Annotated in this window: 27 protein-coding genes; 14 read left to right on the forward strand and 13 right to left on the reverse strand. The window is 64.7% G+C overall.

Annotated elements, in window-relative coordinates; genetic code table 11:
• The first annotated feature begins 48 nt into the window (after positions 1 to 48).
• The 4 genes from CH268_RS01400 to katG all read left to right on the forward strand — a co-directional run bounded on the left by CH268_RS01400 (position 49) and on the right by katG (position 4552).
• Positions 49 to 528, forward strand: coding sequence for an STAS domain-containing protein (locus CH268_RS01400; RefSeq protein ID WP_052063090.1), 480 nt, complete (start codon positions 49 to 51; stop codon positions 526 to 528).
• Positions 529 to 610: 82 nt separating this feature from the next.
• Entirely contained in the window at positions 611 to 1750 is a 1140-nt protein-coding gene (locus CH268_RS01405; RefSeq protein ID WP_072692056.1) for a carboxylate-amine ligase, read from the forward strand.
• Positions 1751 to 1856: 106 nt separating this feature from the next.
• Positions 1857 to 2330 (forward strand): Fur family transcriptional regulator, encoded by a 474-nt coding sequence (locus CH268_RS01410; RefSeq protein ID WP_045842162.1) that lies wholly within the window; start codon positions 1857 to 1859, stop codon positions 2328 to 2330.
• Positions 2327 to 4552, forward strand: coding sequence for a catalase/peroxidase HPI (gene katG, locus CH268_RS01415; RefSeq protein WP_094662100.1), 2226 nt, complete (start codon positions 2327 to 2329; stop codon positions 4550 to 4552). The genes CH268_RS01410 and katG overlap by 4 nt, the downstream gene beginning before the upstream one ends.
• A gap of 11 nt (positions 4553 to 4563) precedes the next feature.
• On the opposite strand, the gene CH268_RS01420 is transcribed toward katG, so the two are convergent.
• A complete protein-coding gene (locus CH268_RS01420; protein ID WP_048317425.1) occupies positions 4564 to 4848 on the reverse strand; it encodes a DUF3263 domain-containing protein in 285 nt (94 codons plus the stop codon).
• Between the two features lie 287 nt (positions 4849 to 5135).
• Between CH268_RS01420 and CH268_RS01425 the strand changes: the two genes are divergently transcribed.
• The gene (locus CH268_RS01425; RefSeq protein WP_094662102.1) at positions 5136 to 5645 is read left to right on the forward strand and encodes a CinA family protein; all 510 of its coding nucleotides are present in this window, start codon (positions 5136 to 5138) and stop codon (positions 5643 to 5645) included.
• Between the two features lie 54 nt (positions 5646 to 5699).
• Complete coding sequence (gene nadE / locus CH268_RS01430) at positions 5700 to 6554, forward strand: ammonia-dependent NAD(+) synthetase (protein ID WP_094662104.1); 855 nt, start codon at positions 5700 to 5702, stop codon at positions 6552 to 6554.
• An 18-nt stretch (positions 6555 to 6572) separates the two neighbouring features.
• Here the strand turns inward: nadE and CH268_RS01435 are convergent, their stop codons facing one another.
• From CH268_RS01435 to CH268_RS01445, 3 genes are all read right to left on the reverse strand, one after another.
• The gene (locus CH268_RS01435; protein ID WP_032366828.1) at positions 6573 to 7076 is read right to left on the reverse strand and encodes a DUF6328 family protein; all 504 of its coding nucleotides are present in this window, start codon (positions 7074 to 7076) and stop codon (positions 6573 to 6575) included.
• 51 nt (positions 7077 to 7127) lie between these two features.
• Complete coding sequence (locus tag CH268_RS01440) at positions 7128 to 7589, reverse strand: STAS domain-containing protein (protein ID WP_094662106.1); 462 nt, start codon at positions 7587 to 7589, stop codon at positions 7128 to 7130.
• Positions 7590 to 7720: 131 nt separating this feature from the next.
• Positions 7721 to 8551, reverse strand: coding sequence for a GAF and ANTAR domain-containing protein (locus tag CH268_RS01445; protein ID WP_094662109.1), 831 nt, complete (start codon positions 8549 to 8551; stop codon positions 7721 to 7723).
• A gap of 290 nt (positions 8552 to 8841) precedes the next feature.
• Here CH268_RS01445 and CH268_RS01450 point away from each other — a divergent pair, with 290 nt between their 5' ends.
• Both CH268_RS01450 and CH268_RS01455 read left to right on the forward strand, forming a co-directional pair.
• Positions 8842 to 9255: a hypothetical protein gene (locus CH268_RS01450; protein WP_072692057.1), complete on the forward strand. Its 414-nt coding sequence runs from the start codon at positions 8842 to 8844 to the stop codon at positions 9253 to 9255.
• 214 nt (positions 9256 to 9469) lie between these two features.
• A complete protein-coding gene (locus tag CH268_RS01455; RefSeq protein WP_032369153.1) occupies positions 9470 to 10381 on the forward strand; it encodes a manganese catalase family protein in 912 nt (303 codons plus the stop codon).
• Positions 10382 to 10450: 69 nt separating this feature from the next.
• On the opposite strand, the gene CH268_RS01460 is transcribed toward CH268_RS01455, so the two are convergent.
• The 7 genes from CH268_RS01460 to CH268_RS01490 all read right to left on the reverse strand — a co-directional run bounded on the left by CH268_RS01460 (position 10451) and on the right by CH268_RS01490 (position 17900).
• Positions 10451 to 11983 carry a protein adenylyltransferase SelO gene (locus CH268_RS01460; protein WP_094662111.1) on the reverse strand — a complete coding sequence of 511 codons (1533 nt, stop codon included), beginning with the start codon at positions 11981 to 11983 and terminating at the stop codon, positions 10451 to 10453.
• A 51-nt stretch (positions 11984 to 12034) separates the two neighbouring features.
• The gene (locus CH268_RS01465) at positions 12035 to 12814 is read right to left on the reverse strand and encodes an IclR family transcriptional regulator (protein ID WP_052054635.1); all 780 of its coding nucleotides are present in this window, start codon (positions 12812 to 12814) and stop codon (positions 12035 to 12037) included.
• Positions 12815 to 12872: 58 nt separating this feature from the next.
• Positions 12873 to 13835, reverse strand: a complete 963-nt coding sequence (locus CH268_RS01470; protein WP_094621543.1) for a PDR/VanB family oxidoreductase — start codon at positions 13833 to 13835, stop codon at positions 12873 to 12875.
• Positions 13832 to 14077, reverse strand: a complete 246-nt coding sequence (locus tag CH268_RS01475) for a hypothetical protein (protein ID WP_201245408.1) — start codon at positions 14075 to 14077, stop codon at positions 13832 to 13834. Before CH268_RS01475 ends, CH268_RS01470 begins: the two co-directional genes overlap by 4 nt.
• Complete coding sequence (locus CH268_RS01480) at positions 14074 to 15144, reverse strand: aromatic ring-hydroxylating dioxygenase subunit alpha (RefSeq protein WP_094662113.1); 1071 nt, start codon at positions 15142 to 15144, stop codon at positions 14074 to 14076. The genes CH268_RS01475 and CH268_RS01480 overlap by 4 nt, the downstream gene beginning before the upstream one ends.
• 121 nt (positions 15145 to 15265) lie before the next feature.
• The gene (locus CH268_RS01485; protein ID WP_094662115.1) at positions 15266 to 16369 is read right to left on the reverse strand and encodes an NAD(P)-dependent alcohol dehydrogenase; all 1104 of its coding nucleotides are present in this window, start codon (positions 16367 to 16369) and stop codon (positions 15266 to 15268) included.
• 34 nt (positions 16370 to 16403) lie between these two features.
• Positions 16404 to 17900: an aldehyde dehydrogenase family protein gene (locus CH268_RS01490; protein ID WP_094662117.1), complete on the reverse strand. Its 1497-nt coding sequence runs from the start codon at positions 17898 to 17900 to the stop codon at positions 16404 to 16406.
• Positions 17901 to 18060: 160 nt separating this feature from the next.
• Here CH268_RS01490 and CH268_RS01495 point away from each other — a divergent pair, with 160 nt between their 5' ends.
• Positions 18061 to 18516: a MarR family winged helix-turn-helix transcriptional regulator gene (locus CH268_RS01495; RefSeq protein WP_032369239.1), complete on the forward strand. Its 456-nt coding sequence runs from the start codon at positions 18061 to 18063 to the stop codon at positions 18514 to 18516.
• A gap of 22 nt (positions 18517 to 18538) precedes the next feature.
• On the opposite strand, the gene CH268_RS01500 is transcribed toward CH268_RS01495, so the two are convergent.
• Complete coding sequence (locus tag CH268_RS01500; RefSeq protein WP_032366821.1) at positions 18539 to 19150, reverse strand: TetR/AcrR family transcriptional regulator; 612 nt, start codon at positions 19148 to 19150, stop codon at positions 18539 to 18541.
• Between the two features lie 96 nt (positions 19151 to 19246).
• Between CH268_RS01500 and CH268_RS01505 the strand changes: the two genes are divergently transcribed.
• The gene (locus tag CH268_RS01505) at positions 19247 to 20767 is read left to right on the forward strand and encodes an APC family permease (RefSeq protein WP_094662119.1); all 1521 of its coding nucleotides are present in this window, start codon (positions 19247 to 19249) and stop codon (positions 20765 to 20767) included.
• The gene (locus tag CH268_RS01510; protein WP_094662197.1) at positions 20760 to 22349 is read left to right on the forward strand and encodes an amidohydrolase; all 1590 of its coding nucleotides are present in this window, start codon (positions 20760 to 20762) and stop codon (positions 22347 to 22349) included. The genes CH268_RS01505 and CH268_RS01510 overlap by 8 nt, the downstream gene beginning before the upstream one ends.
• A 34-nt stretch (positions 22350 to 22383) precedes the next feature.
• On the opposite strand, the gene CH268_RS01515 is transcribed toward CH268_RS01510, so the two are convergent.
• Positions 22384 to 22815: a MarR family winged helix-turn-helix transcriptional regulator gene (locus CH268_RS01515; protein ID WP_094662121.1), complete on the reverse strand. Its 432-nt coding sequence runs from the start codon at positions 22813 to 22815 to the stop codon at positions 22384 to 22386.
• Positions 22816 to 22916: 101 nt separating this feature from the next.
• On the opposite strand from CH268_RS01515, the gene couN reads away from it, so the two are divergent.
• From couN to couM, 3 genes are read left to right on the forward strand one after another with little or no spacing between them, the layout of a single operon-like run.
• Positions 22917 to 23825 carry a 4-hydroxyphenyl-beta-hydroxyacyl-CoA dehydrogenase gene (couN, locus tag CH268_RS01520; protein WP_094662123.1) on the forward strand — a complete coding sequence of 303 codons (909 nt, stop codon included), beginning with the start codon at positions 22917 to 22919 and terminating at the stop codon, positions 23823 to 23825.
• Positions 23822 to 24727, forward strand: a complete 906-nt coding sequence (couO, locus tag CH268_RS01525; protein ID WP_094662125.1) for a 4-hydroxyphenyl-beta-ketoacyl-CoA hydrolase — start codon at positions 23822 to 23824, stop codon at positions 24725 to 24727. The genes couN and couO overlap by 4 nt, the downstream gene beginning before the upstream one ends.
• Positions 24724 to 25185 (forward strand): p-hydroxycinnamoyl-CoA hydratase, encoded by a 462-nt coding sequence (gene couM, locus CH268_RS01530; RefSeq protein ID WP_032366817.1) that lies wholly within the window; start codon positions 24724 to 24726, stop codon positions 25183 to 25185. The genes couO and couM overlap by 4 nt, the downstream gene beginning before the upstream one ends.
• Positions 25186 to 25193: the final 8 nt, after the last annotated feature.

The following is a 25193-nucleotide window of genomic DNA, read 5'->3' on the forward strand; positions in this document are numbered from 1 at the left end:
GTCAGAGGCAGCCGACAGTCTCCGGTCGCGAGCCGGTGGAGGTGGGCAATGGTGTTTCTACGGTCGGTGCACAGTGATCCGGAATCGATTCGATTGTCGTTCTGTGGGCCGGACAATCCCGAGGACGGCGCATTCGCGCTGTCCGTGGACGAACTCGTCGGCGGACCGGTCGTCATCCGCATCGTCGGGTCGATCGATAGATCGGCAATTCCGGTCATAGGCGAATGCGTGTCGGAGGCCATCGTGTGCGGGCGGTCGCTGGTCGTGGATCTGCTCGATGTCGAATTCGTCGACCCCGCAGTGGTTCCCGTCCTCTCGGCAGCTGCCTCGCGGCTCGCTGCGCACCGGTGTCGCGCGATCGTCGCCTGTACACCCGAGCTGCAGCGACAACTCGATCCGAGTGGCGCTCACCTCGGTACGGAGTGCGTCCGCAGCGTCGCGGACGCCGTTCGAAGTGCGGTGAAACCGGCGAGATCCGAACAGGTTTCGAATTCCTGCACAGGCGAGACGCCTGCGCGGTCGGCGTGACCGGCAGTTCCGCACCGTGCACGATCGTCGCCGCGGTGTATCTCGCGGTGGGGGTCGGCGATCACCCGGGCGACAGCGCCCGATGAGTGCAGAGGCAGTCCCCACGGTTGGAGTGGAGGAGGAGTTCTTTCTCGCCGACATCGACATGCTGCGTCCGGTGGCGGTCGGCCCCGGTGTCGTTGCGCATGCCCGAGCTGCGGGAATCGATGCCGTCTCGGAGCTGACCGAGGTGCAGGTGGAGGCCAATTCGCCTCCGCTGCAGTGTCTTCGCGAATTGCGGGAGAACGTGATCTCCACCCGCGCCACGCTGTCGGCGGTGGCCCTGGCGCAGGGTGCCCACTTACTGGCGGCAGGTGTCTCGCCGGTTGCGCCTGCTGATCGTGGCCGCCTGCCCATCTCGGACGGCTCCCGCTATCGGCGTCTTGCCGAGACCTACGGGGCACTGGCAGAGAGCGTTGCCACGTGTGGGGGTCACATTCATGTCGAGGTGCCGGACAAGGAGACGGCGATCGGGGTATGCAATGTCGTGCGACCCTGGCTCCCGACACTCCTGGCGTTGACGTGCAACAGCGCTATACACGACGGCGTCGACACTCGGCACTCGAGTTGGCGTTCGACGGTGTGGGGCAGGTGGCCGACGGCTGGTCCGCCCCCTCACCTGAGTTCGACGGCGGAGTACGACGACCTGGTCGGCTCGATGATCGAGACCGGGATGATTCTCGACGAAGCATCGCTCTACTGGGATGTACGGCCCAGCTCCCACCAGCCGACGGTCGAGGTGCGGGTCGGCGACGTACCTGCCGTCGCCGAGGAGGTGGTGCTGTCCGCTGCACTGGTCCGCGGTCTCGTCGTCACGGCCCTTCGGTCCATCGACCGCGGCGAGCCGGCACTCGTCGTGGCCGGCAATCACCTCGCAGCGGCATACCACCGTGCCCGCATGGATGGATTGACCGGCGTCGCAGTGGATCCGAGCACCGGGAGACCGGTGTCGGCATCGAGTCTGCTCCGATCGCTCGTCCGCTACGTGGAACCGGCGCTGACCAGCACAGGCGACCTCCGGTGCGTGCAGACTTCTCTCGAACGTTTGACGCACCTCGGGAACGGCGCGCAACGCCAACGCCGGATCTTCTCGCGCAATGCAGACGCTGCCGCCGTCGCTGCTCACGCAGCCCGTTTCACTACTGCCGAGTGGAACTCGCCGGTGGCACAGGACGCGGGTTGATCGCGGTGGTCGGCCTCGTCTGCAGGCGGCCGTTCCCGCGCCGCGACAATCGACCGATTCCAGGAAACGATCGACGATGCGACCGAAGGTGGTTATCGTGAAAGCCATGGCAAGCACTTCCGCCAGCATGCTTCGTGACGCCGGACTGAGGGTGACGCGTCCCCGAGAGTTGGTTCTCGATATCGTTGATGCACAACCGCATTCCGATACCGACACAATCTTGCGACTGGCGCGCGCCACCCTGCCCACTGTCTCGAAGCAGGCCGTGTACGACGTGCTCGATGCGTTGACTGCATCGGGTTTGGTTCGTCGTATCCGCCTCGCGGGTCACTCCGCACGTTACGAAACCAGGGTGGCAGACAATCATCACCACATCGTCTGCCGTTCCTGTGGTTTCATCGTCGACGCCGACTGCGCCACCGGTGAGCCACCGTGTGCACGACCCGCCCGAGATCACGGTTTCGTCCTCGACGAGGCCGAGGTGACCTACTGGGGAACGTGCCCCAGTTGTGCATCCGACCGATCGATCGCAGCCCGCGATCGTCCATCCACAATGCCCATCGGAAAGGACAATTCGTGACCTCCGACGCACGCCCACCCCACTCCGCCACCGAGACCGCCAGCACCAGCGAGAGCGAGAATCCGGTCATCGAGTCGCCGAAGCCCAAGGCGCACGCACCGCTGACGAACAAGGACTGGTGGCCGGAGCAGATGGACCTGTCCATCCTGCATGCGCATACCTCCAAATCGAACCCGTTCGGCGAAAAGCTCGACTACAAAGCGGAATTCGAGAAGCTCGACGTGGACGAGCTCAAAGCCGACGTCATCTCGGTGATGACCACTTCGAAAGATTGGTGGCCGGCCGACTACGGCCACTACGGCGGACTCTTCATTCGTATGAGCTGGCACGCCGCCGGCACCTACCGCACGTTCGACGGACGAGGCGGTGGGGGTCAGGGCGCGCAACGCTTTGCGCCACTGAACAGTTGGCCGGACAACGCCAACCTGGACAAGGCGCGTCGGTTGCTGTGGCCGGTCAAGCAGAAGTACGGCAACAAGATTTCGTGGGCCGATCTGCTGGTGTTCGCCGGTAACGCGGCGCTCGAGTCCATGGGGTTCGAGACGTTCGGATTCGGCTTCGGTCGGGAGGACATCTGGGAACCGGAAGAGGTCTTCTGGGGTCCCGAGGATCAGTGGCTGGGCACCGACAAGCGATACTCCGGCGAACGGGAGCTCTCCAAGCCCCTCGGTGCCACCACCATGGGCTTGATCTACGTCAATCCCGAAGGCCCCGAGGGAGAGCCGGATCCGGTGGCCGCGGCCCACGACATCCGGGAAACCTTCGCGCGGATGGCGATGAACGACGAGGAGACGGCGGCACTCATCGTCGGTGGACACAGCTTCGGTAAGACACACGGAGCCGGACCGGCCGACAAGATCGGGCCGGAACCCGAGGGTGCCCCCATCGAACAGCAGGGCCTCGGCTGGAAGAACGGCTACGGCAAGGGCAAGGCCGAGGACCAGATCACCAGCGGGCTCGAGGTGGTCTGGACGGAGACTCCGACGCAGTGGGGTAACGGCTACCTGAAGAATCTCTACGGATACGAGTGGGAGCTCACGAAGAGCCCCGCCGGCGCGTGGCAGTTCACTGCCAAGGACGGTGCCGGTGCGGGCACGATTCCCGATCCGTTCGGCGGTCCGGGCCGTGCCCCCACGATGCTCGTCACCGACATCTCCATGCGGGCAGATCCGGCGTACGAGAGGATTACTCGGAGGTGGTTGGATCACCCCGAGGAGCTCTCGCTCGCGTTCGCCAAGGCGTGGTACAAGTTGCTGCACCGCGATATGGGACCGGTGTCCCGGTACCTCGGGCCGTGGGTTCCCGAACCCCAGCTGTGGCAGGACCCAGTGCCCGCTGCGCACGGTGACCTGATCGACGAGGCGGACGCATCTGCGTTGAAGTCGGCGATCCTCGACTCGGGCTCGACGATCGCTCAGCTCATCGGTGTCGCGTGGTCGTCGGTCAGCAGCTTCCGAGTCACCGATTACCGCGGCGGTGCCAACGGCGCTCGGGTTCGGCTCGAGCCACAGAAGAGTTGGGAGGCAAACGAACCCGAGGTCCTCCGCGAGGTGCTCGCAATCTTGGACGGTATACGCGAAAAGTTCGAGGGCTCGGCGGCCGGTGACAAGAAGGTCTCGCTCGCCGACGTCATCGTGCTGGCCGGCAATGCGGCCGTCGAGAAGGCCGCACGCGACGCCGGTTACGAGGTGACCGTCCCGTTCCGGCCGGGTCGCACCGACGCGACGCAGGAGCAGACCGACATCGAATCGTTCTCGGTACTCGAGCCACGAGCCGACGGGTTCCGCAACTACATGGCTGCAGGGGAGAGCACTCCCGAGCAGGTGTTGTTCCTCGATCGCGCCTACATGCTGAATCTGACTGCGCCCGAGATGACGGTTCTTCTCGGCGGTCTTCGAGCCTTGGGGGCCAACCACGGTGGTTCGAGCCATGGAGTGTTCACCGATCGCCCCGGAGTTCTGAGCAACGATTTCTTCGTCAATCTGCTCGACTCCGACACCGAGTGGACGACGAGTGAGGACGGCACCTACGTCGGCACGGATCGTGGGTCCGGCAGCCAGAAGTGGACAGCGACATCGATCGACCTGGTGTTCGGGTCCCATTCACAACTGCGAGCGCTGTCGGAGGTGTACGCCCAGGCCGACAACGGTGGCAAGTTCGTCGACGACTTCGTGGCCGCGTGGGCGAAGCTGGCAGACAACGATCGATTCGACATCCGGTAGCGCGGAGCCGATCACCGGGTGAGCCAGATGCGCCTTCTGGCAATGGCTTTGATTCGCGTCACCATGACAGGGCTGAGGCCGAACTCGCCGAATACGCTGCCGGGATCGCGGTCGAGGATCTCCAGCACGGTGCGGTAGTAGTCCTGAGTCGACATCGCGAAGGCGGACCGGATTTCGTCGTCCGGTCCGCCTCCGTGATTGACCCATCTCAGGGCGAAGTCGATCATGGCGCGGTCTGTGTCGGAGTAGAACGCTACCGGTCGCTCTGCCCCCGCAGAAGTACGTCGATTCGGCATAACACACCTCCTGGAACTGACTGTCGATCCGAAATTAGCACTGCTCGCGAACACGTGCCAAGGGTCCGGTATCTGCGATAAGGACCCGAATATCGGTCCTAAGCCCCGTGTTTGGACTGCCGTCGTGCGTGGAAGTCGATACACAGCTCGGCGTACGCGCCCGGGCCGTGCGGTCGAGCCAGGGGCCGGAGGTTCAACCCCTGCAGCCTCCGGCCCCGCGCCCACAGAACCAGTCGCTGAAACAATCCGGCGAACACCTTCGACGAATCAGGTACGGAGAGTGTGTGATGGACACCGATGCAGAACAGCGTCTACCGACCGAGGCCGACGCCTCCTCGGTATGTAGGAAGATTGCCGACCTGGCGCAGACGTACGACATCGCGATCGGCACCGCCGAATCGCTGACCGCCGGAAATCTCGCGGCCATGCTCGGCAAGGCACCGTCCTCGGGGCAGTGGTATCGCGGCGGAATCGTCGCGTACCACGAGAGCGTGAAGCACACGCTGCTCGAGGTCCCCGACGGCCCGGTCGTGAGCGAACAGGCCGCGACGGCGATGGCTCGATCGACGGCGTCGCTGGTCGGCGCACATCTGACGATCGCCGTCACCGGCGAAGCCGGGCCGCAGAGCCAGGAAGACCAACCACCGGGGACGGTGTGGGCAGCGGTGTACGACCGCGGCGACGTGAGCACCGAATGCAAGCACTTCGAGGGTGAACCCGAAGAAGTGCTGGCTCGGACGATGGCCTTCTCGCTGGACACACTCTTGCGTCATGCCCGAAAACGGGCTCACAGCTAGTCAAGCTTCCTGCGAGTCACCGACAACCGTTCGCCACCCAGATCGGAGCGCAACATGAGTACCGATTGCACTGTCCGTAGCCGTATTCAGAAGGAGCTCGGCGTTCGGCCGTCGATCGATCCCGAGCAGGAAATCCGCCGCCGAGTCGCCTTTCTGACCGACTACCTGAGGGCGAGTGGGACAGCGGGTTTCGTGCTCGGCATCAGTGGGGGACAGGACAGCACCTTGGCAGGAAAGCTCGCTCAGCTGGCCGTTCGCGAGGCCGCGGAACTCGGTAACCAGGCCACATTCGTCGCGGTGCGTCTGCCGTACGGCACTCAGGCGGACGAAGCCGACGCCGTCGTCGCACTCGACTTCATCGAGCCGGACCGGACGGTCACTGTCGATATCCGCGACGCCGTCGACGCCTCGGCGCGCTCGGCCGCCTCGGCGCTGGATACTCCGCGTATCGCCGACTTCGTACGGGGCAACATCAAGGCGCGCGAACGCATGATCGCGCAGTACACGATCGCCGGCCAGGAGAATCTTCTGGTGGTGGGTACCGATCACGCGGCCGAGGCGGTGACGGGCTTCTTCACCAAATACGGTGACGGAGGCGCGGACGTCACTCCGCTGAGCGGTCTCACCAAAAGCCAAGGTGCGCAGCTCTTGCGGCACCTGAACGCACCGGAATCGACGTGGCGCAAAGTGCCGACAGCAGACCTGGAGGACGACCGTCCCGCGCTCCCGGACGAACAAGCACTCGGCGTCACCTACGCACAGATCGACGCATACCTGCAGGGCGGACCCGTCGACGACGATGCGGTGGACACCATCGAGCGCTGGTTCGACAAGACCCGGCACAAGCGCGCCATGCCGGTGGGGCCGGACGATCGGTGGTGGCGCACGGCCGTCGACTGCCGGCCCTGAGGCACCGTCGACGAGACGTTATCGACGGCGGTGGATCCGGGGCAGTAGGAACCAGAACGCGACCGCGGTCGACGCCACGACAGCGGCCGCGGGGGCTGCGGCGCGCACACCGAGCACTATCTCGAACGTCAGGGCGGCAGCACCCACCAGTGTCACTCCCAACATGGCGAGACCGCTGATGGCGAGTATGTTGCCGACGCGCACTATGACCCCTATTGCACGCTGCCGGAACAGGAGTCGGTGCATGCTGACGGGAGCCACCAACAGGATCGTCGCAAGCATCGACGCCGACACCGTCATCAGATAGACCACGTGGCCGGCCGTGGACAGCCCGTCGAAGCGGGCCTGGAACGGCAGGGTCAACAAGAACCCGGTCAGAAGTTGTACACCGGTCTGTACGACACGGAGTTCCTGTAGCAACGACGACCAATTGCGATCCAACTGCTGGGTGGGAGTTTCGTTGCGCGCTTTGTCGTTCCACGCACGGTGGTCCTCGTCCTCGTCCTCGTCACCCGTCGTCATCGACCAAGACTAGTGCGATCTCGACGGGTAGGCGGTGGAAATCGGACCGGTTCACGCAGTGTGTACATCCGCGGTCGACGTGCCGGTCGCACACTCTGGACACCCGGCACCGGACTCGGACGAGCCCGATGCCCCGGTTACGGACTTCCTCAGCGACGAACCGACGGACTCGAGGGCTGAATCGATATCGGTGAAAATCGGAATCGCAGCATCGAGTCCAACCAGATGCATCGGTCGACCCGTGGTCGGCCCGGATGCGACCACCACCAACGAGGTTGAGCAGCATGCCTTTCGGCGAGCTGCGACGAGCACGCTCATGCCGACGGAGGCCAGGAAGGACACCCCCGACAGATCGACGATCACGGCTGCCGGCGCTGCCGTGACAGCTTGTTCGATGTGATGAGCGAGATCGGACGCGGTCGCGAGATCCACTTCTCCGTTGACCCGCAGAACAATTGCGTTGTCATAGTGTTCGCTGGTAATGCCGAGCCCGAGCAATTCGTTGTGTTTCATAGGGGGTCACCGTCCTTACCCTGTGAGTGGCATGTTCGTCGAACAGCGCACTGCGGCGTAACCGAGACCGGCAAGGATTGCAGAACCGAGGCGAACCCGGTGCGAGCGGCGCTGTCGACTGCGGGCAGGGGCTACACCACGCTGTCCGAATCATACCCACTGTTCGTTTCTTCGTGCAGGCCGGTTCGAGAGTTCGAATGTTCGGCAACCGACTCGATCATCGCCGACGCAATCTCGCTGACCTTGATGTTTCTGTTCTGCGACTGCTCGGACAGCAGGGCGAACGCGTCGTCGGCGGAGATTCCGCGCATCGCCATGATGATTCCTTTCGCCTGGTCGATGTCAGCTCTCGTTTTCATCGCTGTCCGCAGGCCGGTGATTTCTCGTTCGGCCGACCGGGCGCGCTCGGTGATCGCGATGACGGTCTCGATCGAGGTGGCGAGCAGGGCCACCGAGACCTCGTCGAGTGGGTCGAAGCCGTCGGCACTCGTCCCGTAGATGTTCAGCGACCCGTGGCGGTGCTCGTCGGGCGTCAGCGGGGCCGACAAATAGCTGTGGACGCCCAGATCGGCCACTGCGGCAGCGAAGCGAGGCCAGCGAGCTACTGCCTCGTGCGCCTGTGCGCGAACCATACGTCCGCTGCGGATTGCGTGCAGGCAGGGGCCTTGACCTGCGCGATACTGGTCGGAATCGATGTCGTGCACAGCGGGGTCGGTGGACGCCACGGTTCGCGGTCGGCCGGTGTCGTCGAGCATGGTGATGCCGACGAGACCCGCGTCGGGAACCACGGCTGCGACCTCGGAGCACACGGCTTGAAGAACGGCATCGACGTCGGCACCGGTCAGTATCTTCCCCTTGATTCGGCGCAACGCTTGGATGTATTGCCCGATCCGGGCGAACGCCGAACCCGAGGCGTCCGGTGCTTCGTGAAGACGGTCGTCTTCGATGGAAAAGTCACTCATCTGGTGGGCTCGTTTCGGTCGGGCCCCCGCATGGACAGCAGGCAGCCACTCGTCAACTCCCGGCCCCGACTCGACCGAACGGGGTCATAATATACAGAGCCTCGCGGGTGCATTCGCACCTGTCCCGAGCGCACGCCAACGGCCCCGCCGAACGCAGGGGTGGTCGCATCCAGGCCCGAGTCGAGGTATCCTACACAGTGATTGGGTGGAGACCACGCCCGCAGAATCGACTGCGGTACGAACCACGATCTTCCCCTGCCACAGTCTTCGATCTGTGGAGGTCAATGCCCATGATTCCCGAATCCTCGTCGTTTTCGATGTCCGTCGACCGCGGAGACGACGGCCCCATCGTCGTCTCGGTGCAGGGCGCACTCGAGATCCCCGGCAATACCCGCCTGTTGGCAGACTGCCTGGCGGGGTCCGTGCTCGCCGACCGACCGGTGGTGGTCGACCTGGTCGGTGTCACCGAGATCGGTGATGCCGCAACCAAGTACATCGTCGACGCAGCCCATCGGCTGTTGTGCCGTGGGTATCGCCTCACCGTCGTCCTGGCCACCTCCGCTGCCGACCGTAATGTGCGACGGCTCAGCGAACGTGTGCACGTCGAGCGTGCCGGCTCGCTCGGTCGGGTCGTCGGCGCGGCGACGACGCCTTCGCGACCTCGAGTCGCTGCAGTGGACGCACTGCAGGGGACTTACCTGTAGGTCGATAGCACCGCGGCCCTCGTGCGGACGGTGCTGCGGAAAGCCCTGTGTACCGGGATGTTCCGCCGGTGTCCGTCGTCGAGGCGTGGAGAAGTCGCGGTCCCGACCTGTGTATCGAGTTCTAAACCCTTGCAGTGCAAAGTGTTTGCTGGGAATTTCGGCGGGTAGCCGGATCGAGTCACCTGCTCGAACTTCGACCCGAACTGGAGTCCCTATGTTCCGACACACCGACTACCTACAATTCGATGCCAAGCCCGAGAAGCCGGATCCTGTGTACGCACACAAGCTTCAGGAGCTCATCGGTGGTGCATTCGGCGAGATGACCGTGACCATGCAGTATCTGTTCCAAGGCTGGAACTGTCGCATGGAGGGCAAGTACAAGGACCTGATCATGGACATCGCGACCGAAGAAATGGGTCACGTGGAGATGCTGGCCACCATGGTCGCTCGTCTGCTCGAAGGTGCACCGGCCACCGAGTCGACCAAAGCCGCTGCTACCGATCCCGTGGTAGCAGCAGTGATGGGCGGCATGGACCCGCAGCAGGCGATCGTGTCCGGCGGCGGTGCGCTCCCGGCGGATTCCAACGGCTACCCGTGGAACGGTCGGTACATCATCGCCAGTGGCAACCTGCTCGCAGATTTTCGTGCGAACGTTGCCGCCGAGGCGCAAGGGCGGCTGCAGACCGCGCGTCTGTACAACATGACCGACGACCCGGGCGTCAAGGCCATGCTGCAGTTCAATCTCGCTCGCGATACGCACCATCAGAACCTGTGGCTCGCTGCCATCGAAGAGTTGCAAGCCGACGGACTCGAGGACGTCGTAGCACCGAGTGCACTTCTCGACGAGGAGGCATCCGAGCACGCAACCGATCTGTGGCACCTCTCGGACGGTGAGTTCTCCTCGACCGGTGGCTGGGCGAATCGGCTTGCGCCCGACGGCAAACGGCAGATGGGGTTCCTCGCCGATCCGCAGCCTCTGGGCGGGAAGGCATCCGCGCCTGCACCCGATCCGAAGTTGTACGCGACGTACGACGGGGCCAAGGGAGATCCCGCGTCGGCCGCACTGGGTACCGAGAAGGGCGTCATGGGGAAGATCAAGGACGCCCTGGATCCCGACGAGAAGTAGGCCCGAACTCCCTGTGCCGCACAGCAGTTGCGACGCGAATATCGCGTCGCAACTGCTGCGGTCAGCTGACTACGTCCCGCAGAACGTTCGGAACCCCGCGCTGAAGTCGACGGGCGCGGGTCCGGCGTACTGCGACAGCTCGTCCCGACCGTCGAACGGATTCGTCACGACCGACAACAAGCGGTCGAAGGGTGCGAGGTCACCCTCGGTCGCTGCTGCCAGCGCCGCGTCGACCACGTGGTTGCGAGGAATGTACGCGGGGTTCACTCGGTCCATGGCGTCCGCGACAAACCGGAGGTCGTGGCCCCGCTCGAGCACCGCTGCGCGCCATCGTTCGAGCCACGGTGCAGCTGCCTCGTGCGGTACGAGTGACGCAAAATCTGCGTCGTTGCCCCGCAGATTCTCCGCCAACGCGCGGAAGGTCAGGGTCCAGTCGGCACGGTGATCCCGCAGAAGCACGTGCAGGTCGTCGAGGAGACTGTTGTCCGGGGCGATCCCATCGAGGCCGAGCTTGGCGGCCATCAGGTTCTCGTAGTGCTGTCGGTAGCGATCACCGTAGGAGTCCAACACCGTCGTCAGCGCGCTGATGGCGCGGTCCGGAACCGAATCGACCAGCGGCAGTAGTGTTTCGCCGAATCGTGCCAGGTTCCAACCCAGGACGGCGGGTTGGTTGCCGTACGCGTAGCGGCCGCCGTGATCGATCGAGCTGAAGACCGTTGCAGGATCGTAGGCGTCGATGAACGCGCACGGCCCGTAGTCGATCGTCTCACCGGAGATCGTCGTGTTGTCGGTGTTCATGACGCCGTGCACGAAGCCGACGGACATCCACTGCGCCACCAACTGTGCTTGCCTGTCGACGACGGCCTCGAAGAATGCGAGGTATCGACTCTCCGCGCCCTCTGCAGGGAGGTCGGCGAGCTCGGGATAATGACGTGCGATGGCATAGTCGGCGAGGTTCTGCGCGAGACCCTCGCGGCGGGCCGCGAACTCGAAGGTCCCTACGCGCAGGTGGCTCGAGGCAACCCGAGCCAGCACTGCGCCGGGCTGCGGACCTGCCTCTCGAACTACCTGCTCACCCGTCGTGACGACGGCCAACGAGCGGGTGGTCGGGATGTGCAGAGCGTGCATGGCCTCACTGATCAGGTACTCGCGCAGCATCGCACTCACCACCGCGCGCCCGTCTCCGCCGCGGGAGAACGGCGTGGCACCGGAGCCCTTGAGATGCAGATCGACTCGTCGGCCGTGTTCGTCGTGCAGCTCGCCCAGCAGTAGTGCTCGACCGTCGCCCAGCAACGGCACGAATCCGCCGAACTGATGACCGGCGTACGCCATCGCCGAGGGGGTCGAATCGGCCGGTGAGACAGCCCCGGACAACACGCCTGCGCCCTGCTCGGAGCGCAGCATCGACGGGTCGAGCCCCAGTGACCTGGCGAGGTCCTCGTTGAGGATCAGCACCCGCGGATTCGGTGCAGGTGCGCCCTGCCACGGCACCGTGAAGCCGGGAACGTCGTCCACCAACGTCGACTCCAGTCCCCATGACGGCGGGACCGATGAAGGCGGATTGTCGGACGCAGCTACCGGTCCCGTCGCGAATTCACTCATACTCCAGGGGTACCACGAGATCGGGTAATCACACCGACCGTGCTCCGCGCATTACGAGCGCGCCGATATGTCGGGCGGGGACAGTGCGCGTTCGATACTCAGGGCGGCGGCCCGCAGCAACGGGGCGAGCATGTGCGGGGCTGCGGTATCGGCATCGACGACGACCGAGACGGCCGCGCGGATCGTACGACTGCGGTCGAAGATCGGTGCGGCAACCGATACGGCGTCCGAGGTGATCTGTCTGTCGCTGACGGCGACACCGGTTCTCCGAATATCGGCCAGCGTGCGCCGCAGGATGTCCGGATCGCAGATGGTGTGCTCGGTGAATCTGGTCAACGGTGCCGAGCACACCTCCTCCTGAACGTGGGCGGGCGCGTGGGCCAGCAGCGCCAGACCGACTCCGGTGGGCGGCAATGCGAAACGGCCGCCGACGCGCGTGCGCAGGGCCACCGAGTCACGGCTGCGAATTCTCTCGACGAACACGACCTCGTGACCGTCGCGTACTCCCAGCTGCACGTTCTCCTGAGTGACGTGGGCGAGATCTTCCATGACCGGTAACGCGCTTTCCCTGAGGACCAGGCCCCGCGGTGCGAGTGACGCGATCTCCCACAGTCGCAGACCGATGTGGAATCTGCCCGTCCGGTCATCGCGCTCGATCGCTCCCCACCCGACGAGATCGAGCGCGAGCCGGTGCGTGGTGGAGAGCGGGAACCCCGATCGTCGAGCGAGCTCGCTCAACGTCAAGGTCGGATGCTCTGGCGTGAACGCCTCCAGCAGTGTCAGCGCGCGTACGGCCACCGGACCGGTGCGAGCGGGGCCCTCGGCCGTCATGGAGTGCTTTCTTCGATTCGTCGGGCTTCGATTCGTAAGGAATGTCGTACAACGAGCTCTACAGTTCGAGAACGAGCCGGGGGCCCGTCGACCGGGACACACAGATCATCATGGTGTCGTTGGCACCGCGTTCCTCCTCGGTCAACAGTGTGTCGCGATGGTCGACGGTGCCGGCGAGAACGGCTGTTTCGCAGGTTCCGCACGTTCCCTCTCTACACGACGAGAGCACCTGCACTCCCGAGTTCGTCACGGCGTCGAGCACCGATTCGTCCGGATGCACGGTGACGGTTCGTCGGCTCAGAGAAAGTTCGACTTCGAATGACGCACCCGATGTCGGCCGATCGAGTGTGTCGGCACGGAACCGTTCGAGGTGCACGCTTCCTTCGGGCCAGTGCCCCGCGCGTTCGGTCACGGCGTCCAGCAGGGGCCCCGGTCCGCAGCAGTAGACGGCCGTGCCGACGCGCGCAGTCCCGAGCAGATCGTCGAGATCGAGCAGTCCCTTTTCGTCCTGCGGGACCACGGTCGTGTTGCCGGGGTAGCGGGAAACGAGCTCGTCGACGAACGCCATACTGTCGCGGGACCGGCCGCCGTACGCCAGCGACCACCCGGCCCCACGCCGCTCGGCCTCGGCCACCATCGTGATGATGGGTGTGATTCCGATACCGCCGGCGATGAACAGATAGTTCTCGGATTCGGTCAACTCGAAGTGATTGCGCGGTCCACGGACACGGACGGTGTCGCCGACGGCAAGGGTGTCGTGGACATGGAGCGAACCACCGCGGGATGCCGGTTCTCGTAGGACTCCGATGCGCCAGGTGTCGCGGTCGGCCGGGCTTCCGCACAGCGAGTACTGGCGGGTGATGTCTGAAGTCAACTCCAGATCGATATGAGCTCCCGGCGTCCAGCTCGGCAGGTCTGTGCCGTCCGGCTTGCGCAACTGCAGCAGGGCAACGCCATCCGCGCCGCTGCACTTGTCCGAGACGATCAGATCCAGGTCGCACTCGGGGAGGTTTCGCGTCACTCGGCTCTCCCCACGTGACTCACGAGTTCGCCTCGCACCGAGGGCAACTCGGGATGGCCGGGGTCGACGGTCGAGAAGTGCCCGATGGGGTGCGCGAGCAACCACTCCCACAGCAGTGCCGGATCCTCCTCGAGCCGGGACGAGCCACAATGGCAGACGCCGCGCAGCCGGTCGGTACCCGGAACCCACACCACACGCAGCACGTTGGGGCCCTGCAGCATTCGATTCGGTTCCGGTGTCACGACACCACCTCGGCACCTGCTCGCGAGCCCTCGAGGAGTTTGCTCAGAAGCCGACGCGCACCGAGGCCGCCCGCATCGATGTTGATCGACAGTTCCTGGTAGCCGGCCTTTTCGGTGTCCAGTGCTTGCTGAAGAATGTTCAGCGCCACCACGTCCTGCATGACCACGGTGCGATTGTTCTCGGCCAGAAACTGGGACACTTCGTTGTCGTCGATTGCGAAATCGCGAGCAACAGCCCAGAAGTCGTGTGTCGAGGTCTCGGTTTCCGGAGTGATCGCGTACACGATCTCGCTGTGGAACGCGTGGGCGTCGGAGCCGTCGTCCGCGGGTAGCGGTGATCCGAGCGGAGCGATGCGGCTGTGCAGTAGATACAGGCACGGGGGCATGTATTCGATGTCCTGCCAACGCGAGATGCGCGTGTCGATGCCGGTGGACTTCGAGTAGAACGGTGGGCATTCGGCGTCGTCCATGTGCCGCGAAACGTAGATGACGTTGCGATCGTCGTCGATCTCGGTGGTGATCGGTGTGTCGGCGACTTCGGGAGTGCCGATGTAACCGCCGTGCAGGTAGGTCTCGTGCGAAAGGTCCATGAGGTTGTCGACGAGCAACTGATAGTTGCACGAGATCGGCTCCATTCCGCTCACCACGGTGTAGTCCGGGGAGTCCATCCACGGGGCCCGGGGAATACGAGTGATGTCGCCGTCGATCGGATCGTCCGGGTCGGCAATCCACACCCAGACGAACGAATCCTGCTCGTGCACCTGATAGGTGGTGAGCCTGGCCGTCCTCGGCACCCGCTTCTGTCCGGGAACAGAGACGCAGCCGCCGTCACTGCCGTACGTGAATCCGTGGTACCCGCAGACCACGGTGTCGCCATCGAGGTGGCTGGGGGCCGCGGAGAGTGGGTACCGCCGGTGCACACAACGATCGCTCATTGCGGTCACAGCCCCGGACTCGGTGCGCCACAACAGAATGGGCTCGCTGCAAATGGTGCGCGAGAACAGCTCTCGGCCCACTTCTCTGCTGTACGCAGCGACATACCACTGGTTACGGACGATTGTCGTCATCGATTCTCCTGAACACGTAGAAGTCGTTCGGTCGCTTGACGTCTCGTCAGCGATCGTGACATCGAGTGTGTGGCACGCCACCCCGCCGGTGCGAGCGGACTTCCGGATGCCGGAAGCCCGGTCAGAAGAGGAGGACCGGTTTGATCGACGCACCGCTGATCATGTCCGCCACCGCGGAGTTGATGTCGTCGAATCGGTAGTGAGTGATCAAGCGCTGCAGGGGCAATCGACCCGACACGACAAGATCCACCAGCACCGGAATCAGGGTCTGCGTTTCGCTGTCGCCGAGGGTCAGTCCCACGATGCGTCGGCCCGGCAGCATGGCGTTGACGTCGACCGGGACCTCGGTGCCGAAGGGCGGAGCGCCGACGACGACGGCGGTTCCACGAGGGGCCAGGGCATCGATCGCGGTGCGCAGCACCCCTACGTTCCCGGTGGTTTCGATGGCTCCGTCGACGCCGGAGCCCTCGGTCAGTTCTGCCAACGCTGCCGCGGTGTCCTCGCGAGTGGCGTCGACGACGTGGGTCGCTCCCAACTCGGTGGCCAGTTCCAGGCGTTCGGCAACCCGATCGACCGCGATGATCTTGGCCGCGGGAGTGAGAGCGGCAGCCATGATGGCCGAAAGACCCACTGCGCCTGCGCCGGTCACCACGACGGTATCTCCCGGGCGTGGTCGCAGCACATTCCACACGGCACCGACTCCGGTCTGCACCCCGCAGCCCAGCGGTGCCAGGATCTCCAGCGGTGCGGAGGAATCGACCCGAACCAGGCTCCGCTCGTCCACGATCGCGTGATTCGCGAACGACGACTGGCCGAAGAAATGGCCTCCGAGCGCAGTGCCGTTGCGCGTGATCGTGCTGGAGCCGTCGGCGCGAGCCCCGCCGATGAGGTTGAGCGGCAACCACGTTGCGCAATAGGCGGGATGACCGGCTCGGCAGTTTCCGCAGGTACCGCACGAGGTGAACGACAGCAGAACGTGGTCACCTTCCTGCACGCCGGTGACTCCGGGACCGATGGCTTCGACGACCCCCGCACCCTCGTGGCCGAGGACGCCGGGAAGCGGAAACGGCAGCCCGCCCGCGGCGACGCCCAGATCGGTGTGGCACAAGCCGGCTGCGACGATGCGCACGCGCACTTCTCCGCTGCGGGGTTCGCCCAGTTGGACCGGGGACAATGTGAACGCGGCTCCGCCCGATTCGACTACTGCCGCTGTGGTTGTGGTCATGGCACTGCCCTTTCGATTCGGTCGAGCCTTCGATTCAGTCGAGCGAGATGACGACGGATTTGACCTTGGTGTACGAGTCGAGGCCCTCGGGGCCGTACTCACGGCCGAAGCCGGAGTTCTTGACTCCGCCGAAGGGAACGGCCGGGTCGAGCATTGCCCAGTCGTTGACCCACACGATGCCGGCGTGCAGTCGTGCTGCAACACGATGTGCGCGAGCCACATTCGTCGTCTGCAGGCCGGCAGCGAGGCCGTACTCGGTGCCGTTGGCCAGGCGGACCGCGTCGTCCTCGGTGTCGAACGGTTGTACCGTCAGAACGGGTCCGAAGATCTCTTCTCGAACGACCCGCGACGTGGCGGGCAAGTCGGCGATGACGGTGGGGGAGTAGAACGAGCCACCGGCGAGGGGCGTACCGGACAGGTCTGGACGGTGCCCGCCGATGACGATACGGCCGCCGTCGCGGCGGGCGATGTCCACGTACTCCTCGACCTTGTGCACGTGCCGCTCTCCGGCCATGGGTCCGACCACCGTGGCCGGATCGAACGGGTCGCCGACGGGAACACCGGGAACCGCCTGGGCCAGAATGTCCAACACCGTTTCGTATCGGGAGCGCTGGACGAGCAGGCGCGGGCCGCCCATGCAGAACTGCCCGGAGTTGAAGACGAACCCTTTGATGATCGCTCCGATCGCCTTGTCGATGTCGGCGTCCTCGAACACGATGTGCGCGGCGTTGCCACCCAGTTCCATCGTCACCGGTACCAGATTGCGGCCTGCGACCCCGGCAGCGTGCCTGCCCACAGCCGTTGACCCTGTGAATGCGATCTTGTCGACTCCCGGATGCTGCAGAAGTGCCTCTCCCGCAACGGAACCTGTTCCGGTGACCACGTTGATCACGCCTGGCGGTACGCCCGCCTCGGTCAATATTTCAGCCATCAGCAATGCGCTGAGCGGGGTGTCCTCGCTGGGTTTGTGGACCACGGTGTTACCCGCGGCGAGTGCAGGCGCGATCTTCGAACTCGACAAAATCAGCGGAAAGTTGAAGGGGGTGATCGCGGCGACCACACCGAGCGGTTCTCTGCGCGTGTACGCGTGCGCAGACAGCGGAGTGTCGCGATGCGATCCACCGAGCGTCTGAGCCAGTGCGGAGCAGTACTCGTACTGCTCCGCGGAGGTCAGTACGTCCACCGGGCGGCACAACGACACCGGCTTACCCACATCGGCGCTTTCGACGGCAACGATCTCGTCGGCGCGTTCGCGGATGAGCTGACCGGCTCGGTGCAGAATGCGTGCCCGTTCGCGTCCGGGCAGTGACGACCAGCGGCCGTCGTCGAAGGCGGTGCGAGCTGCGGACACTGCTGCGTCGACGTCTACAGCGGACGCCTCGGACACGGAGGTGAGCACCGCTCCCGTCGACGGATCGAGCACGTCGGATCGGCCACCTGCGGCAGCGTCACGCCAGTGACCGTCGACGAAGAGCCGTCCGGGAGTGACGTCGGGTCGGGTGAGAGTGACGCTGTCGTCGGTGATCGTCATGAACGCCTCGCTTCGATGGCCGGCTGTGACCTGATTAACAGGGTTCCTTATATACAACCGCGCGCATGCGCGGAAAGCAATAGGCGATCCAGGTGCCGGTCGGCGGCATTCGGTAATTAGGCTGCAGGCACACGCGAGTTCGGAAAGCGAGGTGGTGAACGTGGCATCGAGGCCGTCGTCGGCAGGCGAGCAGCCGACGCTGCTCTACGCCATCAAGCAGGTCGAGCTGGCGGTGCGGGCCCAGATGGATGCGCTGTTGCGGCCGATGAACATCACTGCCGTGCAGTACACCGCGCTGACGGTGCTGCGTCGACGCGACGGGCTGTCGTCCGCGGAGTTGGCACGCAATTCCTTCGTGACGGCTCAGACGATGGGCGAGATGATCGCCGCACTCGAGAAGCGTGGATTGGTCACTCGCCGAACGGATCCGGCCAACAAACGGCGGATGCTCACGAGCTTGACCGAGGAAGCACGACGCTTGCTCGCAGAGTACGACGCGCAGATCGGTGACCTGGAGGACCGCATGGTCGCCGATCTGTCGCCGCGTCAACGAGACGAATTCCGCGGCTTCCTCCGTAGTTGTCGCCTGGCTCTCGGACACACAGGGGCGCACTGAGCCCCGAGGAGCGGAGGGTGCGTCAGCGATTGCCCAGGCGGTGTTGCAGGCCCGTCAGCAGTGCCGACAGCCCCAGCTCGAAGGCGACGTCGGTGGGGTTCGGCTGTTCCTCGGGATCGCCCACCGCAGCAGTGAGGGCCGGGTGCATCTGCGGGTCGGGTGTGTAGAGGTTGCCGCCGCTGCCCATGTCGAGGGCCGAGCCGAGAATGAAGTTGTCGAACGCGATGATGATCGGAAGTACCTCGGGCCAAGCGAAGCCCGCATCGTGCAGACCGTCGGCGATTCGCTCGTACTCGGACAGCGATTCGCGGTCGCGGATGCGTGAGGTCGCGAACAAGCGAATGGACCCGGGGTGACGGGCGAACGCCGCTCGATACGACCACGCCAACCTCTTCAATGCCTCGTCCCACGGGCCCGTTCCGAAGCCCGTGTTGTCGATCTTGCGACCGATTCGAGCCCGCATTCGATCGATCACTTCGTCTTTTCCGGACACGTGGTGGTACAGCGAGGATGGATGCACGGCGAGTTTGGAGGCGAGCTGTGCAACTGTGAAATCGCCTGTGGCGTCGGTGATCTGAAGTGCGGCATCGACGATGCGATCGACATCGAGTAGTGCTGTCTTCGGCCTTGCCACGTGTACTCCATTTCGCCGGGGTCTTTCCAAACTGCCTTCTGTGGTCTACGTTACGTCAAAACCAAACATCGTTGGATTAATCACACGGAGCCGGCCATGACCATCCCCCAACATTCCGGGCAGCCGAATGCCCTCGATAGTTCCAGCCTCAACTCACGCGACATCGTCTTCTTCGTCGTCGCGGCAGCGGCACCGCTCACCGTCATGGTGGCCGTTGCTCCGATCGCGTTGCTGATCGGTGGGATCGGCGCTCCCGCCGGATACCTGTGCGCCGGCCTGATCAGCACGGTGTTCGCCATCGGCTTCACCAAGATGGCGCGGCACGTGCACAACAACGGCGCGTTCTACTCCTACATCCGGATGGGTCTGGGCAAAGTTGCCGGTCTCGGTAGCGCTCTGGTGGCCGTGGCGGGGTACACCCTCCTGCAGATCAGCACCTACGGGTTGTTCGGAGCGGTCACCAAGGCGACGATGAACGACTTCGTCGGAGTCGACCTACCCTGGTGGCTGTGGGCGTTGGTCGCTGCGGCGATCGTGTCCGTGCTGGGATATCGATCGATTCGGGTGGGGGCCAAAGTGCTCGGCGTGCTGCTCGTTCTCGAAGTGCTGGTGCTGCTCGTATTGGCGATCGCAGTGATCGCCAAGGGCGGTGCGAGTGGTCTGAACCTGCAGCCGTTCTATCCCGAGAACGTCTTCACCGGATCGATGGGGGCGGTCCTGGCCGTGTCGTTCGCCGCGTTCGTGGGCTTCGAGGCAACCGCCCTGTTCCGCAACGAGGCGGTACGACCGGACCGGACGGTCCCCCGCGCAACCTATGCCGCGGTCATTTTCCTCGCGGTCTTCTACTGCTTCATCGTCTGGGTTGCGGTCATGGCGTTCGGTGCCGAGAACGCGGTCGCCGCGGCTGCATCGGATCCTGCCGGTTTCTTCTTCACCGCCATGCAGACCTACGTCGGTAGTGCGGCAACGGATGTGATGCGCGTGCTGATCGTCTCGAGCGGACTCGCGGCTCTGCTGGCCTTCCACAACGCGATCACCCGGTACGGCTATGCGCTCGGTCGTGAAGGAATCTTCCCGGTGCGGCTCAGCCACGTGCACAGCAAGCACTTGTCTCCGCACATCGCCAGCATCGGGCAGACGGCGACGGCCGTAGTGGCCATCGCGTGTTTCGCCGCGGCCGACGTCGATCCGGTCCTGCAGTTGGCTGCGTGGACGGCGAGTACGGGCACCGTGGGAATCCTTGCGCTGCAATGGCTCACCTCTCTCTCGGTTGCCGTATTCTTCCTGCGCGGTAGAGAAGTGGCACGGGATCGGGGCGCGGCACTCGCTGGAATCGCCGCGTTCGTCCTGATCGGAATCGCTCTGTACCTCGTCGTCGACAAGATCGAAATCGCCACCCTGACGACCGACCCGGTGGTGAACACCGTCGCCTCCATCGGATCCGTCGTGGTGTTCGCGCTGGGTTCGGCAGTGGCCCTGTGGATCCGGGCACGCCGCCCCCAGGTGTACGCACGGCTGGGGACGACCGACATCGATTCCGAGATACTGCCCGATACCCAGGCCGGACCGTCGACCGCGCTACCTACCGATGATGCACGAGGAGTGCGACATGACTGACGCCACACTGATTCTGATGAACGCCACGGTGCTCACCCAGGTCGATGGTGCCGAGCCGCAGCAGGCCGTCGCCGTCCGAGACGGCCGAGTGATCGCACTCGGGAGCACCGACAGCGTCCTGGGGTGCAGTGGTCCCGGAACGAAGATCATCGACCTGGCCGGGAGCACGCTGACGCCCGGATGGGTCGACGCCCACACGCACGTGGTGCAAGGCGCGTTGATGTCACTCGGCGTGGATTTCAGTCGGTGCGAGAACCTGGACGACGTGCGTCGGGTACTGCACGACGCGCAACCGACGGACGGTTGGATTCGCGGCTGGGGCTTGAACCACAACGTATTCGGCGGCCGAGCCCCGAGCTTCGATGCCATCTCCGACTCGGTCACGACCCCTGTTCTCATTCGGTTCTACGACGCGCATTCGTCTCTGGCCAATCGGGCTGCACTCGATATTGCCGGCGTGACCGGCCGAGAGACCTTCGACCACGGCGGTGCCCGAGTGGCGGTGGACAGTGGCGGGAAGACCACCGGTCACCTGATCGAGGAGCCGGCCATCCATCTGGTGGAGGCGGTCATGCCTGCCCAGAACGTCGTCGCGGCGAAGTCTTTGTTACGCAACGTGACCGAGGAGATGGCGTCGGTCGGGCTGACCGGGGTGCACGTCATGGACGACCTCCCCGGGACCGTCGAGATGATCCGGGCGCTCGACGAGGACGACGCCGGACTCCGGTTCTGGGTGTACGGCTGGGTCCAGCCGGATCATCCTGCCGATCGGGTCGCAGAACTCGCTGCGCTGGTGCACGGTACCGCCGGGGAGCGGTGGCGATACGCGGGCGCAAAACTGTTCATGGACGGAACCGTCGAAGGTGGAACGGCGTGGTTGTGTCACCCGGACCTGTACGGCGACGGTACCCGGCCGTCGTGGACCGACCCGGAACGGTATGCGGCCGTGGTGCGCGAGCTCGACCGCCGAGCAGTGTCGACCACTACTCATGCGATCGGTGATGCCGCTGTGCACCACTGCGTACGGACGCTGGCGGCCCTCGGGAAGGGGGTTCGACATCGCCTCGAGCACCTCGAGACCGTCTGTCCCGAGGATCTGACAACGATCGCGGACGCCGGTATCGCCGCATCGATGCAGCCGACCCATTGCACCAGGTACACCCGAGCGGACGAGGCCGACGACTGGTCTCGGCGCATGGGTCGCGATCGTATCGACCGTGGTTGGCCGGTGGCGGAGCTTCTCGATCTCGGTGTGACCGTTGCGCTCGGATCCGATTGGCCGGTAGCACATTTCGATCCCCGAGTCGTGATGGCCGATGCCCGGCTACGCCGCCCCGCAGGCCTGCCGGCCGACCCTCCTCGTCAACCCCGGCAGGCGATTTCGGCTCGACAAGCCCTCGACGGGTACACCACCCATGCCGCGGCGGCGGCCGGTCTGACCGACGGAACCGGAACCATCGTCGTCGGTGGTCCCGCAGATTTCACCGCAGTCGGCGGCGACCTGATGGGCCCGGCGGATCGAATTCCCGAACTACCGATCATCGCGACGGTCGTCGGTGGCAGGGTTGTCTACGAACGGTGATCGGTCTACGTGTGCACGATCTACTGTGCACGATCTACTGTGCGCGGACGATGGACTGCAGCGACTGCCGCAGCTCTCGGACACCGCGGTCGCCGAGGGCTGAGAGCGTGGCGGATTGGGTCGCCGCGAGCGCGCGCTGTGCGGCCACGCACAGCGCGCGGCCGGCGTCGGTCGCGTAGATGCGCTTGTTTCGTCGATCGCCGGGGTCGACCCGTCGGGTGATCAGTTCACGGACCTCCAGATCGTCCACCAACGCCACGATCTGACTGGGGTCCAAGCCCAGTTCCTCCGCGAGCTGCCGCTGGCCGAGTCCGTCCGCATGCTCGCAGGCCAGGGCCAGCACGGAGTACGAACGTACGCGCAGCTCGAAGGGTGCCAGTGCCGTCTTGGCGGCGGCCGTCAGCGACGTTCCTGCGCGCGTCAGCAGGAATCCGATGTCGTCGGACAGGGGTGCGATGTCGGTCATGAGGCTCCTCGTATCGGCGGTAATTCTAGCAAACGTAAATCATTGACTTTCTCAATTATTGATGGTTTTCTCAGTCTGGTAACCACGAAGAGGAGAGAGCTATGAATCTCGACAACAAGGTCGCTGTCGTCACCGGTAGCGGCCAGGGGCTCGGACTTGCGTATGCCCAGGACCTCGCGCGCCACGGTGCAGCAGTCGTGATCAACGACGTGAACCAGGCGACAGCAGACGCGGCTGTCTCCTCGATCGTCGACGCGGGTGGACGGGCAGTGGCTGTCGTGGCTCCGGTGGGCAGCACCGAGACCGCACAGAAGTTGGTGGCAGGCGCGGTCGAGGCGTTCGGTCGCCTCGACGTCATGGTCACCAACGCGGGGATCCTGCGCGACAAGGTGTTGTGGAAGATGACCGACGACGACTTCGATGCCGTCGTGAACGTTCATCTCCGCGGCACGTTCACCTGCGCACGCGAAGCAGCCGTTCACTTCCGCGCTCAGGGTGAGGGCGGCCGGATCGTGTGCATCGGCTCTCCCGCCGGTCAGCGCGGAAATTTCGGACAGACCAACTACTCCGGTTCCAAGGCCGGGATCGTCGGCATGGTGCGGACCTGGGCCATGGAACTCCAGCGTGCAGGTGTCACCGTGAACGCGGTGTGCCCGGTGGCGGCCACGGCGATGACCGAGACCATCCCGTTCCTGCAGCCGTACATCGAGGCCATGCACAACGGGGATCCGTTGCCGCCGTTCGCCCGTCGTGAACTCGGGTTCGGGACCCCCGCGGACGCCGCAGGAATCGTCTCTTTCCTGGCAAGCGAAGCGAGTGCAGCCGTGACCGGTCAGGCATTCGCCGTCGGCGGTGACCGCCTGGCACTGTGGACGCACCCGGACATGATCGCCACGAGTTATCACGACGGCGGCTGGTCGGCCGAGGACATCGCCGCTGTGTGGCCGTCGACATTCGCGGACAGCCTCGAATCGGTCGGAGAGAACCTCCCCGTCGAGCCGGCGCGATGAGCTCGAAATACCAGTGCGCCATCGACTTCGACTCGATACTGGCACTCGATGTGCACACTCATGTGGAGATCGACGGGTGCGGACACCGCGCACTGGACGACGAATTGATGACCGCGTCGGAGAAGTACTTCAAGTCGGGCGAGGACCGTACTCCCGGGATCGACACCATCGCCGAGTACTACCGGGCCCGCAACATGGCCGCAGTGGTGTTCACCGTCGATGCCGGTGCGGCGTCGGGACATTCACCGAACTCGGTGGAGGAGATCGCCGAGGGGGCGGCACGCCACAACGACGTGTTGATCCCCTTCGGCTCGGTCGACCCGTGGCAGGGAAAGGCCGCCGTGCGGCGGGTGCACCGGCTCGTCGAGGAGTTCGGGGTGCGCGGTTTCAAGTTCCATCCGAGCATGCAGGGCTTCGAGCCGAACGACCGCCGCTTCTATCCGATCTACGAGGCCATCACCGAAGCCGGAGTACCCGCGCTCTTCCACACCGGCCAAACCGGTATCGGTGCCGGACTTCCCGGCGGGCACGGCATCAAGTTGCGCTATTCCGATCCGATGCTGCTCGACGACGTCGCCGCGGACTTCCCGCAACTGACGATGATCATGGCGCACCCCGCGGTGCCGTGGGCGGACGCGCAGATCTCGATCGCAACGCACAAATCGAACGTGTACATCGACCTGTCGGGTTGGGCACCGAAGTACTTCCCGCCTCAACTGGTACGGGCCGCGAATTCGATGCTGAAACGAAAGGTGTTGTTCGGCTCCGACTTTCCGGTTCTGACGCCGGATCGTTGGATGAAGGACTTCGCCGAGCTCGACATCAAGGACGAGATTCGTCCACTCGTGTTCAAAACCAATGCACTGGCCGCACTCGGCCTGTCCGTCAAGGAGACATCATGACCACCCGCGTCGCCACTCTCGCCGAGTTGAAGAACCTCGAAGGCACCGAACTGGGCACCAGCTCGTGGATCGAGGTGCCGCAACAGCGCATCGACACCTTCGCCGACGCCACCGACGACCATCAGTGGATTCACGTCGATCCCGAACGGGCGAAGGCCGAAAGCCCCTTCGGTGGTCCGATCGCGCACGGCTATCTGACTCTGTCGCTCATCATTCCGATGTGGGACGAGCTACTGGTCGTCGACAGCGTCACCACGAAGATCAACTACGGATTGAACAAGGTTCGCTTCACCAACCCGGTCCCCGCCGGCGGCCGAGTGCGCCTGGCCGCCACGCTGAAGGGGTACGAGGAGCTGCCCAAGGGCGGAGCTCAGCTGACCGTCGCCGCGACGATCGAACTCGAAGGCAGCGAGCGCCCCGCGGTCGTCGTCGAGGCCGTCTACCGCATGTTCGACTGAGATCACGG

Source organism: Rhodococcus sp. 06-1460-1B, assembly GCF_002258475.1.
Taxonomy (GTDB): Bacteria; Actinomycetota; Actinomycetes; order Mycobacteriales; family Mycobacteriaceae; genus Rhodococcoides; species Rhodococcoides fascians.

Excerpts from the sequence above, each read along its gene's own strand:
- CH268_RS01490 (WP_094662117.1), bottom strand. The coding sequence starts at position 17,900 with ATGACGATCACCGACGACAGCGTCACTCTCACCCGACCCGACGTCACT.
- CH268_RS01505 (WP_094662119.1), top strand. The coding sequence starts at position 19,247 with ATGACCATCCCCCAACATTCCGGGCAGCCGAATGCCCTCGATAGTTCC.
- CH268_RS01440 (WP_094662106.1), bottom strand. The coding sequence starts at position 7,589 with ATGAAACACAACGAATTGCTCGGGCTCGGCATTACCAGCGAACACTAT.
- couN (WP_094662123.1), top strand. The coding sequence starts at position 22,917 with ATGAATCTCGACAACAAGGTCGCTGTCGTCACCGGTAGCGGCCAGGGG.
- CH268_RS01450 (WP_072692057.1), top strand. The coding sequence starts at position 8,842 with ATGATTCCCGAATCCTCGTCGTTTTCGATGTCCGTCGACCGCGGAGAC.
- CH268_RS01435 (WP_032366828.1), bottom strand. The coding sequence starts at position 7,076 with ATGACGACGGGTGACGAGGACGAGGACGAGGACCACCGTGCGTGGAAC.
- CH268_RS01400 (WP_052063090.1), top strand. The coding sequence starts at position 49 with ATGGTGTTTCTACGGTCGGTGCACAGTGATCCGGAATCGATTCGATTG.
- CH268_RS01515 (WP_094662121.1), bottom strand. The coding sequence starts at position 22,815 with ATGACCGACATCGCACCCCTGTCCGACGACATCGGATTCCTGCTGACG.
- CH268_RS01425 (WP_094662102.1), top strand. The coding sequence starts at position 5,136 with ATGGACACCGATGCAGAACAGCGTCTACCGACCGAGGCCGACGCCTCC.
- CH268_RS01510 (WP_094662197.1), top strand. The coding sequence starts at position 20,760 with ATGACTGACGCCACACTGATTCTGATGAACGCCACGGTGCTCACCCAG.
- CH268_RS01405 (WP_072692056.1), top strand. The coding sequence starts at position 611 with ATGAGTGCAGAGGCAGTCCCCACGGTTGGAGTGGAGGAGGAGTTCTTT.
- CH268_RS01455 (WP_032369153.1), top strand. The coding sequence starts at position 9,470 with ATGTTCCGACACACCGACTACCTACAATTCGATGCCAAGCCCGAGAAG.
- CH268_RS01445 (WP_094662109.1), bottom strand. The coding sequence starts at position 8,551 with ATGAGTGACTTTTCCATCGAAGACGACCGTCTTCACGAAGCACCGGAC.
- CH268_RS01465 (WP_052054635.1), bottom strand. The coding sequence starts at position 12,814 with ATGACGGCCGAGGGCCCCGCTCGCACCGGTCCGGTGGCCGTACGCGCG.
- CH268_RS01480 (WP_094662113.1), bottom strand. The coding sequence starts at position 15,144 with ATGACGACAATCGTCCGTAACCAGTGGTATGTCGCTGCGTACAGCAGA.
- CH268_RS01410 (WP_045842162.1), top strand. The coding sequence starts at position 1,857 with ATGGCAAGCACTTCCGCCAGCATGCTTCGTGACGCCGGACTGAGGGTG.
- CH268_RS01420 (WP_048317425.1), bottom strand. The coding sequence starts at position 4,848 with ATGCCGAATCGACGTACTTCTGCGGGGGCAGAGCGACCGGTAGCGTTC.
- couM (WP_032366817.1), top strand. The coding sequence starts at position 24,724 with ATGACCACCCGCGTCGCCACTCTCGCCGAGTTGAAGAACCTCGAAGGC.
- CH268_RS01485 (WP_094662115.1), bottom strand. The coding sequence starts at position 16,369 with ATGACCACAACCACAGCGGCAGTAGTCGAATCGGGCGGAGCCGCGTTC.
- couO (WP_094662125.1), top strand. The coding sequence starts at position 23,822 with ATGAGCTCGAAATACCAGTGCGCCATCGACTTCGACTCGATACTGGCA.
- CH268_RS01460 (WP_094662111.1), bottom strand. The coding sequence starts at position 11,983 with ATGAGTGAATTCGCGACGGGACCGGTAGCTGCGTCCGACAATCCGCCT.
- nadE (WP_094662104.1), top strand. The coding sequence starts at position 5,700 with ATGAGTACCGATTGCACTGTCCGTAGCCGTATTCAGAAGGAGCTCGGC.